The sequence below is a fragment of the Pseudoalteromonas sp. bablab_jr011 genome, from assembly GCF_016464045.1.
In the GTDB taxonomy this organism is placed as follows: domain Bacteria; phylum Pseudomonadota; class Gammaproteobacteria; order Enterobacterales; family Alteromonadaceae; genus Pseudoalteromonas; species Pseudoalteromonas lipolytica.
Genome location: NZ_JACDWU010000136.1, coordinates 1 through 15,343 on the forward strand (window position 1 = coordinate 1; position 15,343 = coordinate 15,343).

Consider the following 15,343-nt stretch of genomic DNA (forward strand, 5'->3'; position numbering starts at 1 on the left):
CCGGTAACTTGGATACGTTCAACTTTTTCAGCACTTTCGTCTTCTGCTGCGATAGTACTCGCAGAAAATGCAGCCGTTGATGCCGCACCAAAAGCGATCGCTAAGCGAACAGCTTTTGAAACTTGATTATTTAACATTTGATTCTCCCTGGGCCACTATATTGTGGCTATATTTTGCATAAGCTTGTTTATTATTTGTTATCGGATAAACATCGCGACCAACAAATAATAAACAAATTAAACAAAATATCTAGAGGTTTGTTTATAAAAATTTAATAAATAGATACAAAAAAAGACCAGGCGAATAAAAAACACACAAAAATACACTTCTAAAACAGCTAAAATAGGTACTAAGGCTCAAAAAAGCTGAATTTGATTAGAATATAATCCCATTGCATTACTCCCTGAAACCTCAATAATCATGTTAACCAGTGGCAACAGCTGTTTATTAACATAAACACCATAATCGAACTTGTGATTTCCGGTATAATACTCAGCGCCTTTAAGCGTATATACGTATTCAATTACTTGACCTCGTTGTATTTGAGCATTGGGGTTATGTGCTAAATATTGCTTCGCAGCTTTGACATGAGGAGGGATATTTTTTTGATAGTCTGTTAGGTGTTGACCTAGACGTTTTCGATATACCAGTAGCGAGTCATACTCGCCTGCGTAAAGCTTTTCCACATAGTTATCAAATAGCTGCCTGATCAGCTCTTGGTTGTATTGTTCGCTAAATAAAATTTCAAAGAGTGCGACCTGAAACCTCTGAGCAAGCTCTGTCCAATCACTTCGCACTGTTTCCATTCCTTTAAACACAAGTGCTGTTTTGCCATGTTTTTCTACTCTACCTACATAGCGTTTCTTTGAACCGGTGGTTTTGCCCCTAATTGTCGGCATAAAAAATGGGCTGTAGTGAGTTTCAAACTCAATTTCTAAGAAATTTTCTAATTTATATGTTTCCTGTAATACATTTTCCCAGCGTTTGTTTATATTTCTTGCCAGCTTTGTACCAATTTCGTTACAGCTCTGAGAGTTTAATTCATCATCAAGTTTCACAAACGTGGAGTCAGTATCACCATAAATTACCTTATACCCCCACTCTTCTAGCCACTTTTTAGTAGTTTGCATAATTTCATGACCACGTAATGTAATTGAACTTGAAAGACGAGGATCGTAAAACCGACAGCCTTTCGAGCCTAAAACGCCATATAAACTATTCATGATGATCTTTATAGCCTGAGAAAGCATTGGCTGTTCATTGTCTTTAGCAAGTTGCCTCGTTGCGGCAAGTTCACGAATAAGCTCAGGTAGGTGGTGCTCTGTTCTTGAGAAAAGGGCTTGATTAAAACCTTCAATTGCGTGATTAGGGTGTTTTAGCCCCTCCACCATACCAAGCGGATCTATACAAAAAGTGCGCATTATTGATGGATATAAGCTTTTGTAATCAAGTACTAATATATTTTTATATAAACCAGGCTCCGAGGACATGACATAACCACCTGGACTATCAAAGCTAAGACCATGATCGCCTGAGTTTGGAGCTACATAACCACTGCGATGCAATAAAGGAAGATAAAGGTTAGTAAAGGCCGCAACGGATCCACCCATTCTTTCAAGCTCTAAGCCGGTTAGTTGACTTCGAACAACGGCAAAATCGAGTAACTTAAGCTTTTCGAAAATGCGTTGTACTAAAATGCAGTCTTGGCGGTTGTAGCAAGCAAGTGCGCGCTTATCTTCATTAAATTGGCGAACGATTTCGTCTAAGCGGTTATCTGAAGAAATTAGTTTTTCTTCACCTAACTCAATATTTGCCACATTCGCGAGGCTAAAGCTATCGTAGTGATACGTTGCATTTTTAAGTGTATCAATACCATCAATAACAACCCTGCCTGGAATCGTTAAACGTGTAAAATTACCAGTTCTGAGGGTCATTTTTTCATTGTTACGACCCAGAGGCAGCCCTACACCTAATGCTTCAGAACGAGCATGAAGTACTGTAAAATCAAACTCAATGACGTTCCAGCCAATAATAACGTCAGGGTCAATGACTTGCACACACTCACAGAGCTTATACAATAAGTCGATTTCATCCTCACACCATATAACATTGAAGTTAAGATCAGCGGTGTCCTCAGCTTTACCGATCATAAGAACAGCATCTATGCTCTTCCCGACTAGCCCTACTGAAAACAGGACCCCTTCTCCATCACATTCGATATCTAACGATACAGTCGTGAAAGTGGGTGTGAACTCGGTATTTTGTTTAAACTGAACGTCTGCTAATACGGGGTAAGGCTGACCTTTAATTAACCGTCCTTTGGCCCACACCGAACCTTTGATAAAACGCTCCATTAAAAACCGGTCAACCGGTCTAATATCGTCTTCGTAAACTTTGATGAAATGGGCTTTTAGCTGTTTTGCAGCGCGGTAATAATGCTTAAGTGAAGAAAAATAGCACGACACAACAGCCTGCTGCTGGAAGCTTTTTAATTGCACTGGCTTAAATTCACATGCCACATTGTGCTGTGCCAAGATTCGAGTTGCCGCAGCAACATCTTTTTCATTAATGAAAAAGAGCACTTTTTGCGGTGGGCTAATCAGCTTGACAGGTCCTTGCTCAGACAAAATCCACACCACAATGGATACGCCATGCGTACTATCAAAGCATTGTGTTGAAAGAATAAAGCCAGAAGTTAATTGCATCTATATGACCCTTTAAACCCAAATATGAAAATGCGAAATGCATAAAACAAATGCTAATCAACAAATTTACTAACAAGTCGCTTGTAGTTACTCAGTTAACTCTCTAAAATTAATTACTGTAATTATATACATACTTTAGGTTATCTGGGCATGCTTTCTGACTCATTAAAAAAAACTATTCGGCAAATTCATAAGCATGTAGCTGATAATCTCACTGATTACCGCCCACGAAGTAGTCAAAACTACTTAGTTGCTGAAATAGCCAAAACACTGGCGGGTGAATACCATAAAAGCCAACGTATCTGTGTTATAGAAGCCGGCACAGGCACGGGTAAATCGTTAGCGTATTGTTTAGGTGCGCTGCCACTCGCTATGGCAAAAAAGAAAAAGCTGGTTATTTCAACGGCGACCGTTGCCCTGCAAGAACAGCTAATTAATAAAGAGCTGCCTTTTTTCAAAGAGCATTCAGGCCTCGATATCAAGTTTGATCTTGTTAAAGGCCGACAACGATATATTTGCGCACAAAAGCTCAGCAACGCGGTCAATGGCGATAGCCAAACCCAAATGGAGTTCATGCCCACACTTTCTTCTCCCTTAAGTGATATGGAAACAAAGTGTTTAAAACAGCTGTACGATGCGTATTCAAAAAAACAATGGCAAGGCGATCGCGATAGCTGGGCCGACACAATTCCCGATAAAGTATGGGGCCTTATTGCTTGCGATAAGCACTCATGCCAACGACAAATGCGTGCTCATCAATTATGTCCATTTCATATGGCGCGTCAGCGGTTAATGCAGATGGATGTGCTTGTTATCAACCACTCTTTACTCCTTGCCGATCTTGATTTAGGCGGCGGAAAAATACTGCCTGAACCCGATAACACCATTTATGTTATTGATGAGGCGCATCACTTAGCCCATATCACTCGCGACTTTTCATCTGCCGCAGCGACCATCAAAGGCACGATAGAGTGGCTTGATAAACTGGTAAAATTTGCAGGCAAAATGGCCAACGTTTTGGTAGGCCAAAAGGCCATTGGGCAAAATTTTAAACTGAGTGACAGTATTAATGATGCGGCTAAAAACTTAAAAGTGGTGCGCGACATACTCGACAATGCCAACTTTAATTACAACAGTGATGATACCTATCGCTTTGAGCACGGTGAAATCCCAGCCTCGTTACATGCCAAAGCAAAAGACATTAGCGACGCAACGCTTGATGCTCTGCGTGCCTTGAATAAAATGCATGACACGCTCGTACAAGATTTGAGTGATGGCGATATAAAACCCTATGTTGCCGACCCTATTTTAGGGGAAAGTGGTCACTACATAAATCGTTTGGAATTATTAAATAAATTATGGTTTAGTTATGCCACAAAGGGTGAAGGTATTCCCCATGCACGCTGGATTAAACGTTTAGAATATAAAAATCATCATGATCATTTACTCAGTGATTGCCCAATTGAAGTTGGTTATTACTTAAAAGATAAACTTTGGAATCAATGCGCGGGAGCCGTACTTTGCTCTGCAACTTTAACCGCACTAGGGTCATTTGACCACTTTGCTTACGAGTGTGGCCTTGCCAAAGAAGAGGGTGTTAAGTATATCAAAGTGCCGTCACCTTTTGATTACCCCAAACAAGCTACATTACATATTCCGAACACACTTATAGAACCGACAGACAAAGCATTTAGTGATCATTTAGCCGAAAAGTTACCAAGTTACCTTGATGATAAAAAAGCAAATTTAGTGCTTTTTGCCTCATATTGGCAAATGGACCATGTGGTCAAAGCTCTTAGAACGAAAGGGATAGATGTCTTAGTTCAAGGTGAAATGTCGCGCGAGGCTTTACTCAAAAAACACAAAGCTAATGTCGATTTAGGGAGGGCAAGTTATTTATTTGGTACACAAAGCTTATCAGAAGGGCTCGATTTACCGGGTAAATACCTAGAAAACCTCGTCATTACTAAAATTCCTTTTGCGGTGCCAACTTCACCGATAGAAGAAGCACAGGCCGAGTTTGTGCAAAGTAAAGGGGGCAATCCATTTTTATCAATCACAGTTCCTGATGCAGCAAAGAAATTAGTTCAAAGCTGTGGTAGACTGCTTCGCAAAGAAAACGATCAAGGTCGCATTACCATTCTTGATCGCCGTTTAGTGACCAAGCGATATGGCAAAGCCATGCTCGATACCTTGCCACCTTTTAAAAGACAAATTGATTATTAATGTTTGAACTAGCTTTAGAACCAACCACATGGGCATTACTTTGCGCTGTCGCGCTGGCCGCTGGATTTATTGATGCCATTGCTGGCGGTGGAGGTATGCTTACCGTCCCCGCATTACTGACAGCCGGACTTCCTCCCCATCTTACGCTTGGCACCAATAAATTGGCAGCCAGTTTTGGCTCATTAACAGCCAGTGTCACCTACTTTCGTAAGAAGTTATTTAGCCCTCGTTTTTGGGCTGCATCCATAATAGCAACAGCAATAGGGGCATTAATTGGTACGTTGGTTGTTGATTATTTAAGTATCGATTTTTTAAATAAATTGCTCCCTGTGGTAATCATTTTGGTTGCCTGTTACAGCTTATTTGGCAGCCTAAGCACAACAGAGCATAATGAATTACCAACACTTGATACTAAAACAAAGATTAAACAATGGTTACAAGGTTTAGGACTTGGCTTTTTTGATGGTCTTGCAGGCCCCGGTACCGGCACGTTTTGGACGGCTTCAAATAGTCTATTATATAAAATGAGCTTATTGCTTAACTGCGGCCTTGCTCGGTCAATGAACTTTGTCTCAAACTTTATTTCATTGATTACCTTTGTCGCATTAGGCCATGTTAATTTTTTATTAGGCATCACAATGGGCTTATTTTTAATGCTAGGCGCATGGCTAGGTGCGCATTCTGCGATTAAATTTGGTGGTAAAATGATACGCCCTGTCTTTAATACCGTAGTCATTATTTTGGCATTAAAGTTAATTTATGAGGCTTACTTATAAATGCATTCCCCTGCTTTTGATAAACTATGTGAACAAATTGCTCGGCTGAAACATCAAGCCACACAATTCGATCAGAGCAATTTATTTGCTAAAAACCGCTACATGCAAGCGCAACCAAGTTTATTTGATAGAGGGGTGTTTACAACAAAAAGTATGAAGCTTGCTGACTACGTGAGTGAAATTGAAGACGAGTTAAAAAGTTTACCCCCGGCAGAGCATCGCCACGCGTATCAATATGCCTTAGAGCGGATAACTCAGCAGGTACAAGCCGTCTTCAATGTAATAAAGTCGACTCCTGTTTGGGCAAAAGAAAATAAATACAGTTTTAAGCCTAAGACCAAACCTCAGGTATACAAACAAGCCGTACAAAAAATGATGCAATCGTCGCATGAACTGTATGACGAACTGAAACAGAACCATGAGTTTGAACGTCGTTTAGTACTGATGATCGAAGAAAGAAAACTCAAACTAGACGCAGCCAGCGCAGCAAAAGCAGCAGAAATAAATCAAGAGATACTAGCATTGCATGCACGCTTAGGAAGGTGTCGTAAAGCAATTTCTGCCACCGAAGACAAAATTCAACAGGTCGAAAAACAGCAGCTTAGATAATGTTTTACTATCATCCCAGTTATTCTGCGCTTAATTTACCCGCACGGCATCGCTTCCCTATTCAGAAGTACAGCTTACTAAAACAAAAATTAAGTACCTTTATAAACGACGATAAGTTTATTACACCTAATAAAGCCACAACGGCACAATTAGCGTTGTGTCACGACCCGGCTTACATTAATGCATTTTTAAATGGGACACTTGAGGAAAAAGCCATTAAGAAAATGGGCTTTCCTTGGTCAAACGAGTTAGTTGAACGCACCTTACTTTCTGTCGGCGCAAGTATAAATGGCGCTGAATTCGCATTGCAGCACGGTGCCGCTTTTAATCTAGGCGGCGGTTATCATCACGCCTTTAGTGATCACGGAAGTGGTTTTTGTATTTTTAACGATTTAGCAATTGCTGCAAACCACTTAATAAACGAAGGGCTGGCTGACACTGTTCTGATTTTCGATTGTGATGTACACCAAGGAGATGGCACCGCAGAAATTGTAAGCCATCACGAACAAGTGATTAGCTGCTCAATTCATTGTGAGCAAAATTTTCCGCGCATCAAGCAACACTCTCACTACGACTTCGCACTTGAGCATGGCACCACTGACCAACACTACCTTGAAACAGTAAAACAAGCATTCCAACTAACCGTTCGACTTCATCAACCCGATATCATTTTATATAACGCCGGCGCAGATATCGCTAGCGACGATGAGTTAGGGCATTTTTTTGTTAGCCTTGATGGGGTATACCAACGTGATCACTTCATATTAAGCCAAGCAAAAGCGCAGCAAATTCCTATTTTTTCGGCTTTAGGTGGGGGCTATCAACGAAATATAAATCGCTTAGTTAATGTTCATACTCAGCTTTTTAGAGCTGCTGTCGATTTATTTTAAAGCTTGGTATACACTGAAATGACTATCACTTTGGATTCAAACTGTATGAAATTGCATGATGATATTCATAACTATTATGAAAAACTGGTTGTCGAAGATATAGCGCAGCGAGACTTAGATTCTGTATACAATGACGATGTGATGGCCGATTTATGCTGCACAGTACTCAACCAGCTTCCCGCTCGTTACATTCGCTACGATGTCGATATGGAGTTTTATTTACCGCACAGTGAGCGAATGCTAATGGAACAACAAGTACAAACGGCTATCGATGTTGCAATCAGCCAGGTTGCAAAGAAAAAGGAATTACAGAATGGGCAATGAATTAGAAGCCGCTCCTAATTATATTAAAGTGGCTGTCGACCTTATTATGCTCTTAGAACAAAACGAAGTCCCTGCGGAGGATGTGCTCGCAGCATTAGAAATAGTCAAATCAGATTACGAAAAAAAACGTGTGAAACCTGCTGAATAGAGGCCTTCTATTCAGTGCTTACTCTACACTTACAAGCCCGAATAAGGCGAGTTTATCAGGCAGTATCTGATATGCTCGTGCTTTATTATTTTGAATGATTCATCATTATGCCAATACACAGCTTACTGCGCTTATTTTTTCTTGCCGCTATTTGGGGCGCATCATTCTTGTTTATGCGTATGGCGGCCTCAAGTTTAGGGCCTGCCGTTTTAATTGAACTACGCGTAGGGTTTGCTGCCTTAACACTCTGTGTCTTTGCCGTGTATTTTAATAAAAAGCTTGCTTTTCTTACCTACAAAAAGCACTTTTTTATTATTGGTGCACTCAATTCTGCGATTCCTTTTCTATTATTTGCGTTTGCCGCACAAACTATTAATGCCTCGACATTAGCGATTTTAAATTCAACAACCCCCATTTGGGGAGCCATTGTTGGCATAATTTGGAGTAAATCGACACCGAGTAAAAGTATGATACTGGGACTCTTAATCGGTCTCATTGGGGTTGCTATCCTAGTTGGACAAAACAGCCTAACTATCAACACCGCCACATTAACAGCAATTATTGCATCCCTGTGTGCCTCACTTAGTTATGCTATTGCCTCGCATTACACCAAACACGCCCCCAAACTGTCAGCTTTCGATAATGCGCATGGCAGTATGTGGGCCGCAAGTATGCTCGTATTACCATTGATTTTTGTGATGCCAATAAGAGAAATGCCAAGTCAAACCGTAATGGCGGGTGTTATTGCTCTGGGTATTGTGTGTACTGCAGTGGCGTATATTCTCTTTTTTCGTTTAATTGACGAGATTGGTCCAACCTCTGCGCTCACCGTTACCTTCTTAATTCCTTTGTTTGGCATTATATGGGGCAACCTGATACTCGACGAAGAAATAGGGCCAAATACGTTACTTGGCGCTCTGTGTGTTATTGCTGGCACCATGCTTGTGACTGGGTTTATTCGTATAAAATCGCTTTTTAAACGACATACCTTGTAACAGAATCCCCTTTGCTTTTTAAAATCCAGTCTATACTCTATTGGATAAAGATACTGATAAAAGGAGAATTATGATGTCAGGCACTACGATGGTGGTATTAATTGTACTGATCTCGGTTGGTTCAGGCGTTATCTTCGATATGTATAAAAAACATTTAGAATTTAAATCGCGCACCCTAAAAGACAATAAAGAAGCGAATGAACAAGTTGCAGCGGTTACCGCTGAGCTTCTTGAGTTAAAACAACGCGTGCAGACCCTCGAAGCCATAGTCACAGACTCAAGTTACAGCGTAAAACAAGAGATTAACAAGCTTTAAAACAATTAGGTTCGCATTAAGCGAGTATACTCATCAAGCACTTGCTGATAATAATCAGCATCTTGGTTCAGCATGCGTTGGTAATGTGCACATAGTTGCCCTAAGTAAGCTTGGTGCTCCTTATTCGTTAATTGCCACATCCCCTGTCCTACTCGCGTTATTGGCGTTTTAGCCGATGCGCTCACGAACATTAACTCATAAAAGCGTCTATTTTCAGAGATAAGGTGCTCGGCGACTAAACCAAAATCTAATGACTGTAGGTGGCTGCGTACTTTATAGCTATGGTGCACAGGACAAACTATAAAATCGATGTGAGCAAGATGATTGTGAGCCTGAATCTGCGAAATAAACTGACACATTAAATCTCCCCCAACTCCTGCAATAATCACGAGATGACGTTTTTGGGGTGTTAAAGAAATAGTGGCCACATCTTGGCAATGTACCTGCCAATGTCCGCGTTGTTCTTCAGTTGAAAAACGCGCCAGTGTCTGTTGGAGTGACTGCATCAACTCAGGCACGATATCTACAAAGTGGATTTGATCGGCTCTATTATCTTTGAGTAACTGCATGCCTAAAAAGCCATGATCGCAGCAGCAGTCCCAAATCTCATCATACTCATTTGGGACCATTTGCGCGATCGCTGATAAACGCTTACTTAACGCCATTACTGTGTGGTTTTATAAACAAGCGCTTTTAAGCTTCTATCGCTGTCTACTTCAATAAAACCAGCGGTAGGCGCTAAACGTTCAACGAATGTAATTGCACCTTCTGTGTGCTCTGCAATCAGTGCTTTAAATGCTTGTTCAGACATTTCAGGGCTATTGGCACACAACAATAAAAGGGTGTTTTCGTTGAGCAGCTCAGGCAAACGGCGCAATATTTTTTGATAATCTTTCGTCAAAATAAAGCTGCCTTTTTGAAAGCTGGGCGGATCGACAATAATCAACTCATAAGGTGCTGACTTTTTAAGCTTACCAAATGATTTTAAAATATCATGAGGCAAGTAACTAACACCCCGTGTAAACCCATTAAGTTGGTGATTTTGTTTACCTGTTCTGAGCACGCCTTTATTCATATCCATATTAATGACTTGCTCAGCCCCCCCTTGCATTGCCGCAACGGAGAATCCGCAAGTATATGAAAATAAATTCAGTACTTTAGCCCCCTGACTATGAGCCTGTACAAACTCACGGCCACGACGCATATCAGGAAAAATACCGGTATTTTGCCTGCTCAATAAATCGACTCTAAATTTTATGTCATTTTCTTGAACAACATGCTCGTCAGGAAGTTCGCCGTGTACCACGCTATTAATCGTATTTATACCGCTACGCTGTTGATACACCAACGCAGTAATTAATTCTGGGGCATTATTTTGCGCCCATTGCCAAAGTGCTTCAGTGAGTTGAGCAAGTTGATCGTCAGGGATGCTCTCATACGACACTAAAAATAATGCCGGAGGGTAAAAATCAACATTAATATGGCTTAATTCAGCCACACTGTGGCCGCGGCCATGAAAAATACGGCAAAGTTCGTTAGCCGAAAGTGGCGCATCTGCTAACGCAGTTAAAATGGCTGAAAAATCGTTTGTCATAGTACTTAATTTATTAGCTGTTGTTGTAATTCATGTATTTCGTCACGCACTGAGGCTGCTTTCTCAAACTCCAGATCACTTGCGTACGCGTGCATTTTAGTCTCCAGTGCTTTAATTTGACTGGCAATCTCTTTAGCGCTTAGCACTTTTTTAGATTCTTTACGGACCAATCGAAGGTTATCTTTAGGGCCAGCCTCTTCACCAACATCCATAATATCCGTGATACTTTTCACTAACGCTTGCGGTACAATTCCATGTTCTGCGTTATGAGCTTGCTGTTTTTCACGACGACGATCAGTTTCATCAATAGCCTGACGCATTGAATTCGTTATACGATCACCGTACAGAATTGCTTTACCATTTAAATGACGAGCAGCGCGCCCTATTGTTTGTAATAAAGAACGCGTCGAACGTAAAAAGCCTTCTTTATCAGCATCGAGTATCGCTACGAGTGAAACCTCTGGCATATCAAGGCCTTCTCGTAATAAGTTAATACCCACTAACACATCGAAAACACCAGCGCGCAAATCACGTATAATCTCAACTCGCTCAACAGTGTCGATGTCAGAATGCAAATAACGAACTTTTACATCATGATCATTTAAGTAATCCGTTAAGTCTTCTGCCATACGCTTTGTTAAGGTTGTCACTAAGACACGCTCATTTACCTCAACTCGTTTGTAAATTTCAGACAATAAGTCATCAACCTGAGTACCCACAGGGCGCACTTCAATTTCAGGATCTACTAAGCCTGTAGGACGAATAACTTGTTCAGCCACTTCACCTGCTGAGCGCGTTAGCTCAAATTCGCCTGGCGTTGCCGATACATAAATCGTTTGCGGTGCAATTGCTTCGAACTCTTCAAATCGAAGTGGCCGATTATCCAATGCCGAAGGAAGACGAAATCCATATTCAACTAAGTTCTCTTTTCGACTACGGTCACCTTTGTACATTGCACCAATTTGCGATACGGTCACATGCGACTCATCGATGATCATCAAGGCATCATCAGGTAAATAGTCAAGCAATGTAGGCGGCGGATCGCCCGGAGTACGCCCCGATAAATAACGGCTGTAGTTCTCTATACCAGAGCAATAACCAAGCTCGGTCATCATTTCTATATCGTATTGTGTTCGCTGTGCAATACGTTGCTCTTCGACGAGTTTATTTGCGCTAAGTAACTGGGCTCTGCGATCTTTTAACTCGACCTTAATATTTTCAATCGCATCAAGAATTTTCTCACGGGGTGTCACATAGTGTGTTTTTGGGTAAATAGTCGCGCGCACAATGTGCTTTTCAACAGCCCCTGTTAATGGATCAAAGATACTTAAACGCTCAATTTCATCATCAAACATTTCCACACGCACCGCGTATGTATCTGACTCAGCAGGGAAAATATCAACCACTTCACCGCGCACACGGTACGTACCGCGACTAAATTCAATGTCATTACGCGTATATTGCAACTCGGCTAAGCGACGAAGCATATCACGCTGGTCGACAGTTTCGCCTACTTTGAGTAACAACATCATCTTCATGTACGAGTCAGGATCGCCCAAACCGTAAATAGCCGAAACAGATGCAACAATAATTGTGTCACGGCGTTCAAGTAACGCTTTGGTTGCACTTAAGCGCATTTGCTCAATATGCTCGTTAATAGAGGCATCTTTTTCTATAAATGTGTCACTGGCAACAACATACGCTTCAGGCTGATAGTAATCATAATATGACACGAAATATTCAACCGCATTATGAGGGAAAAACTCTTTCATCTCTCCATATAACTGCGCTGCAAGCGTCTTATTATGCGCCATGATAATCGTTGGCCGATTTAGATCATGGATTATATTTGCCATGGTAAAGGTTTTACCCGTCCCTGTAGCACCTAACAATGTTTGATGAGCAAGCCCTGCTTCAAGGCCCTCAGATAATTGAGCAATGGCCGTGGGTTGGTCACCACTTGGTTTAAATTTTGAAACCAGTTGAAAATGATCACTCATAAATGACACTCCTTCATCGCCGTTGTGCTTAATGCATTTACTTCTTTTATAAACCACTTATAAGCCACAAAAGCCGTAAACAAATTACCCACAGCTGCGCCTATAAACAAGCCTGTTAACCCTGCAATTTCACTCCCGACATAAGCAATTGGCACATAAAAGACAAATAAACGAATGATACTTAAAATCAGCGCATTCATTGGCTTATGTAAAGCATTAAATGAAGAGTTAGAGAGAATTATCACGCCTTGCAAACCGTAACTTAATGGCAAGATATAAATGAAAAGTTTAATGACATCAATAACCGCCTGCTCTTTACCAAAGACATGCGCAATAAAACCAGAGGTCAAAAGCAACAGTAAATAAATGCCGAATTGCCAAATCATCACAAACTTCAACGTAGTAATATACGCTTCTTTTACACGGCCTAACTTTCCGGCTCCGAAGTTTTGACTAACAAACGGTGGCAATGTCATCGACAATGCTAAAACCACTAAACTGGCTATTGACTCAATTCGGCTACCCACACCAAATGCAGCGACGGCTTCAGGGCCATGCTTAGCCACTAACGCCGTCATCACTGCCATTGCAATGGGTGTCAACATGTTCGCCCCTGCTGCAGGTAAACCTATTTTTAAAATTTTTCTTATTGCCCCAATAATCGTTTGTTGGCCAGCGTACAAGCTCAACAAACCATTTTTAATTGCCAGTATATAAAGAATAATCACCACCGCGAAAGACCATGCAATTACACTGGCAATGGCAGCGCCTTGAATACCCAATGCCGGTATTGGGCCCAAACCAAAAATTAAAATCGGATCTAACACGGCATTAATGAGACCCGCTCCCCCCATTACTAAACTCGGCGTTTTTGTATCGCCACTTGCGCGCAAAACAGAATTACCAACCATCGGGGTAATCAAAAATACACTGCCTAAAAACCACACACTCATATAGTCGTGTATTAGCGGAAGTACTTGCTGCCCAGCTCCCAACAATTCAAAAATAGGGGTAATAAATACATACCCAACAACAGACAAGCAAAACACCAAAACCACAGAAATGAGTAAAGCAATACTGGCATCAAACCGAGCTTCATCTAATTTGTCACTCCCTAATGCTTTCGCAATTACCGCTGAAGTGCCAATACCGAGGCCAATGGCAAGACTAATAACCGTAAAGGTTACAGGAAAAGTAAAGCTCACTGCTGCTAGGGGTTCGGTACCAAGTAGACTAATAAAGAAAGTATCAACTAGGTTAAACATCATTAAGGTGATCATCCCGAAGATCATAGGGATAGTCATTTTTTTCAACGTTGGCAGGATTGGAGAGTTTAAAAGATCAGGTTTAGATTTGCTCTGCGACGTCACGGTCATGGGAATACTTTGCCTCTTTTACTGAGCTGATAAGTTTAAAGCATCCTCGCCTTGCAAGCCACGGTTAATTTTAAACAAAGAAAACTGTCACTTTTGAGGCTTTAACATAAAAACAACCACGAACATCGTTAAAAAACAAAATAAGAACATCATTAATAGCATTGTTACAATAAAATGGCAGTAACCGCTGCTTTTTTACACAACAAACCGTGTCATTTTATCGTCACGAATAACATTACTTATCAATTCAGCGTCGCTTCAGATACAAAACTTAACTGTTTGATTTTAAATAAGTAAAAAAAATATGATTAAATGCTTGAAATTGCTGCAGCGCCCTAAAATTCTAGCGCCATAGCTGTTCTTAAAGTTTAATAAACAGAGTTATCCACAGAAACCGTGGATAACTCTCTGAAAGCCGCAATTATAAAGGCTTTTGAGCTCAGTATTTATCGCAACCTATGAAAATCACGCAAGTGTCTTGTTTTAACCCTTTTGTTAGATTCTTTTAAAGAATGCCTAATTATTGTTCACACTCACCGTGCAAATAAATATGACAATTCAAAATAAAGTGGCTAAAAAACAGCCTAACACACTGATAAAAAACACTTAAACCACTCTCTTATCTGTCTTTACATTCACAATTCAGGATCAATTAATGCCGTATTTAACGTTTTTTCTCAACCGACAGACCGATTTGAGACCTCTAAAATGGAAGAATTTAATGCGCAAATAAAAATGATTAGATTAAATTTTTATAGCGAGAATAAAATCTGAGATAAATGACAATTTCCTCTCTTATAAGCCAAAATTCTATACAACGAATACTTTTGACTAATTTATAATATTGCTCGTGGTCAAAAAGCATGCAAAAAATCACATGATCCAACATGAAATTTTACTTTAACCGCGAAAACATCTGTGTTTTTCAGCTACATTTTGTTCAGATCGAACATAAAAACATCGAATACACTTCTTTTTTGAATTTATGAAGTTTTTATGTTGACACTTTGCAATGCTGTCATTAATATTTCGCCCCGTTGAAAGGCATGACGCTTCCCCCTTAGCTCAGTTGGTTAGAGCGACGGACTGTTAATCCGCAGGTCCCCCGTTCGAGTCGGGGAGGGGGAGCCAAGTTTTTCGACCATAAACGTTTCCCCCTTAGCTCAGTTGGTTAGAGCGACGGACTGTTAATCCGCAGGTCCCCCGTTCGAGTCGGGGAGGGGGAGCCAAGTTTATGATTATGATTGTTCCCCCTTAGCTCAGTTGGTTAGAGCGACGGACTGTTAATCCGCAGGTCCCCCGTTCGAGTCGGGGAGGGGGAGCCAAATCATAAAGCACACTACTCTATTGTTCCCCCTTAGCTCAGTTGGTTAGAGCGACGGAC

At 40.9% G+C, this 15,343-nt stretch carries 13 protein-coding genes and 3 tRNA genes; 11 read left to right on the top strand and 5 right to left on the bottom strand.

Annotation, left to right across the window (positions count from 1 at the left end; all coding sequences use genetic code 11):
* Positions 1-356: 356 nt before the first annotated feature.
* Positions 357-2,705 (bottom strand): DNA polymerase II, encoded by a 2,349-nt coding sequence (locus JIG41_RS06580; RefSeq protein WP_199524461.1) that lies wholly within the window; start codon positions 2,703-2,705, stop codon positions 357-359.
* A gap of 150 nt (positions 2,706-2,855) precedes the next feature.
* Between JIG41_RS06580 and dinG the strand changes: the two genes are divergently transcribed.
* The 8 genes from dinG (at position 2,856) to JIG41_RS06620 (ending at position 8,989) form a co-directional block, all read left to right on the top strand.
* On the top strand, positions 2,856-4,931 hold the full coding sequence (gene dinG, locus JIG41_RS06585; RefSeq protein WP_199524462.1) for an ATP-dependent DNA helicase DinG: 2,076 nt from the start codon (positions 2,856-2,858) through the stop codon (positions 4,929-4,931).
* On the top strand, positions 4,931-5,707 hold the full coding sequence (locus JIG41_RS06590; protein WP_036969465.1) for a TSUP family transporter: 777 nt from the start codon (positions 4,931-4,933) through the stop codon (positions 5,705-5,707). The genes dinG and JIG41_RS06590 overlap by 1 nt, the downstream gene beginning before the upstream one ends.
* The gene (locus JIG41_RS06595) at positions 5,708-6,316 is read left to right on the top strand and encodes a primosomal replication protein (protein WP_036969469.1); all 609 of its coding nucleotides are present in this window, start codon (positions 5,708-5,710) and stop codon (positions 6,314-6,316) included. It abuts the gene before it with no gap.
* Positions 6,313-7,206: a histone deacetylase gene (locus JIG41_RS06600; RefSeq protein WP_199524463.1), complete on the top strand. Its 894-nt coding sequence runs from the start codon at positions 6,313-6,315 to the stop codon at positions 7,204-7,206. Before JIG41_RS06595 ends, JIG41_RS06600 begins: the two co-directional genes overlap by 4 nt.
* Positions 7,207-7,251: 45 nt before the next feature.
* On the top strand, positions 7,252-7,530 hold the full coding sequence (locus tag JIG41_RS06605) for a late competence development ComFB family protein (protein WP_036969473.1): 279 nt from the start codon (positions 7,252-7,254) through the stop codon (positions 7,528-7,530).
* On the top strand, positions 7,520-7,678 hold the full coding sequence (locus JIG41_RS06610) for a YbaM family protein (protein ID WP_075594137.1): 159 nt from the start codon (positions 7,520-7,522) through the stop codon (positions 7,676-7,678). Before JIG41_RS06605 ends, JIG41_RS06610 begins: the two co-directional genes overlap by 11 nt.
* A 107-nt stretch (positions 7,679-7,785) precedes the next feature.
* The gene (locus JIG41_RS06615; RefSeq protein WP_036969477.1) at positions 7,786-8,673 is read left to right on the top strand and encodes a DMT family transporter; all 888 of its coding nucleotides are present in this window, start codon (positions 7,786-7,788) and stop codon (positions 8,671-8,673) included.
* Positions 8,674-8,746: 73 nt separating this feature from the next.
* Entirely contained in the window at positions 8,747-8,989 is a 243-nt protein-coding gene (locus JIG41_RS06620; protein WP_036969480.1) for a hypothetical protein, read from the top strand.
* Between the two features lie 5 nt (positions 8,990-8,994).
* Here JIG41_RS06620 and JIG41_RS06625 read toward each other — a convergent pair whose 3' ends face one another.
* Genes JIG41_RS06625 through JIG41_RS06640 form a run of 4 tightly spaced genes read right to left on the bottom strand, consistent with a single transcriptional unit; the run spans position 8,995 to position 13,959 of the window.
* Entirely contained in the window at positions 8,995-9,654 is a 660-nt protein-coding gene (locus JIG41_RS06625) for a tRNA (adenine(22)-N(1))-methyltransferase TrmK (RefSeq protein ID WP_036969481.1), read from the bottom strand.
* Positions 9,654-10,583 carry a class I SAM-dependent methyltransferase gene (locus tag JIG41_RS06630; RefSeq protein WP_036969483.1) on the bottom strand — a complete coding sequence of 310 codons (930 nt, stop codon included), beginning with the start codon at positions 10,581-10,583 and terminating at the stop codon, positions 9,654-9,656. The genes JIG41_RS06625 and JIG41_RS06630 overlap by 1 nt, the downstream gene beginning before the upstream one ends.
* 5 nt (positions 10,584-10,588) lie before the next feature.
* The gene (gene uvrB, locus JIG41_RS06635; RefSeq protein ID WP_036969486.1) at positions 10,589-12,583 is read right to left on the bottom strand and encodes an excinuclease ABC subunit UvrB; all 1,995 of its coding nucleotides are present in this window, start codon (positions 12,581-12,583) and stop codon (positions 10,589-10,591) included.
* Positions 12,580-13,959 carry an MATE family efflux transporter gene (locus JIG41_RS06640; protein ID WP_036969488.1) on the bottom strand — a complete coding sequence of 460 codons (1,380 nt, stop codon included), beginning with the start codon at positions 13,957-13,959 and terminating at the stop codon, positions 12,580-12,582. The genes uvrB and JIG41_RS06640 overlap by 4 nt, the downstream gene beginning before the upstream one ends.
* A 1,054-nt stretch (positions 13,960-15,013) precedes the next feature.
* Between JIG41_RS06640 and JIG41_RS06645 the strand changes: the two genes are divergently transcribed.
* The 3 genes from JIG41_RS06645 (at position 15,014) to JIG41_RS06655 (ending at position 15,284) form a co-directional block, all read left to right on the top strand.
* Positions 15,014-15,090: transfer RNA gene (locus tag JIG41_RS06645), tRNA-Asn, on the top strand.
* 21 nt (positions 15,091-15,111) lie between these two features.
* Positions 15,112-15,188: transfer RNA gene (locus JIG41_RS06650), tRNA-Asn, on the top strand.
* Between the two features lie 19 nt (positions 15,189-15,207).
* Positions 15,208-15,284: transfer RNA gene (locus JIG41_RS06655), tRNA-Asn, on the top strand.
* Positions 15,285-15,343 lie beyond the last annotated feature (59 nt).

Coding starts and splice junctions, on each gene's coding strand:
- JIG41_RS06580 (WP_199524461.1), bottom strand. CDS start 2,705: ATGCAATTAACTTCTGGCTTTATTCTTTCAACACAATGCTTTGATAGT.
- dinG (WP_199524462.1), top strand. CDS start 2,856: ATGCTTTCTGACTCATTAAAAAAAACTATTCGGCAAATTCATAAGCAT.
- JIG41_RS06590 (WP_036969465.1), top strand. CDS start 4,931: ATGTTTGAACTAGCTTTAGAACCAACCACATGGGCATTACTTTGCGCT.
- JIG41_RS06595 (WP_036969469.1), top strand. CDS start 5,708: ATGCATTCCCCTGCTTTTGATAAACTATGTGAACAAATTGCTCGGCTG.
- JIG41_RS06605 (WP_036969473.1), top strand. CDS start 7,252: ATGAAATTGCATGATGATATTCATAACTATTATGAAAAACTGGTTGTC.
- JIG41_RS06610 (WP_075594137.1), top strand. CDS start 7,520: ATGGGCAATGAATTAGAAGCCGCTCCTAATTATATTAAAGTGGCTGTC.
- JIG41_RS06615 (WP_036969477.1), top strand. CDS start 7,786: ATGCCAATACACAGCTTACTGCGCTTATTTTTTCTTGCCGCTATTTGG.
- JIG41_RS06620 (WP_036969480.1), top strand. CDS start 8,747: ATGTCAGGCACTACGATGGTGGTATTAATTGTACTGATCTCGGTTGGT.
- JIG41_RS06625 (WP_036969481.1), bottom strand. CDS start 9,654: ATGGCGTTAAGTAAGCGTTTATCAGCGATCGCGCAAATGGTCCCAAAT.
- JIG41_RS06630 (WP_036969483.1), bottom strand. CDS start 10,583: ATGACAAACGATTTTTCAGCCATTTTAACTGCGTTAGCAGATGCGCCA.
- uvrB (WP_036969486.1), bottom strand. CDS start 12,583: ATGAGTGATCATTTTCAACTGGTTTCAAAATTTAAACCAAGTGGTGAC.
- JIG41_RS06640 (WP_036969488.1), bottom strand. CDS start 13,959: ATGACCGTGACGTCGCAGAGCAAATCTAAACCTGATCTTTTAAACTCT.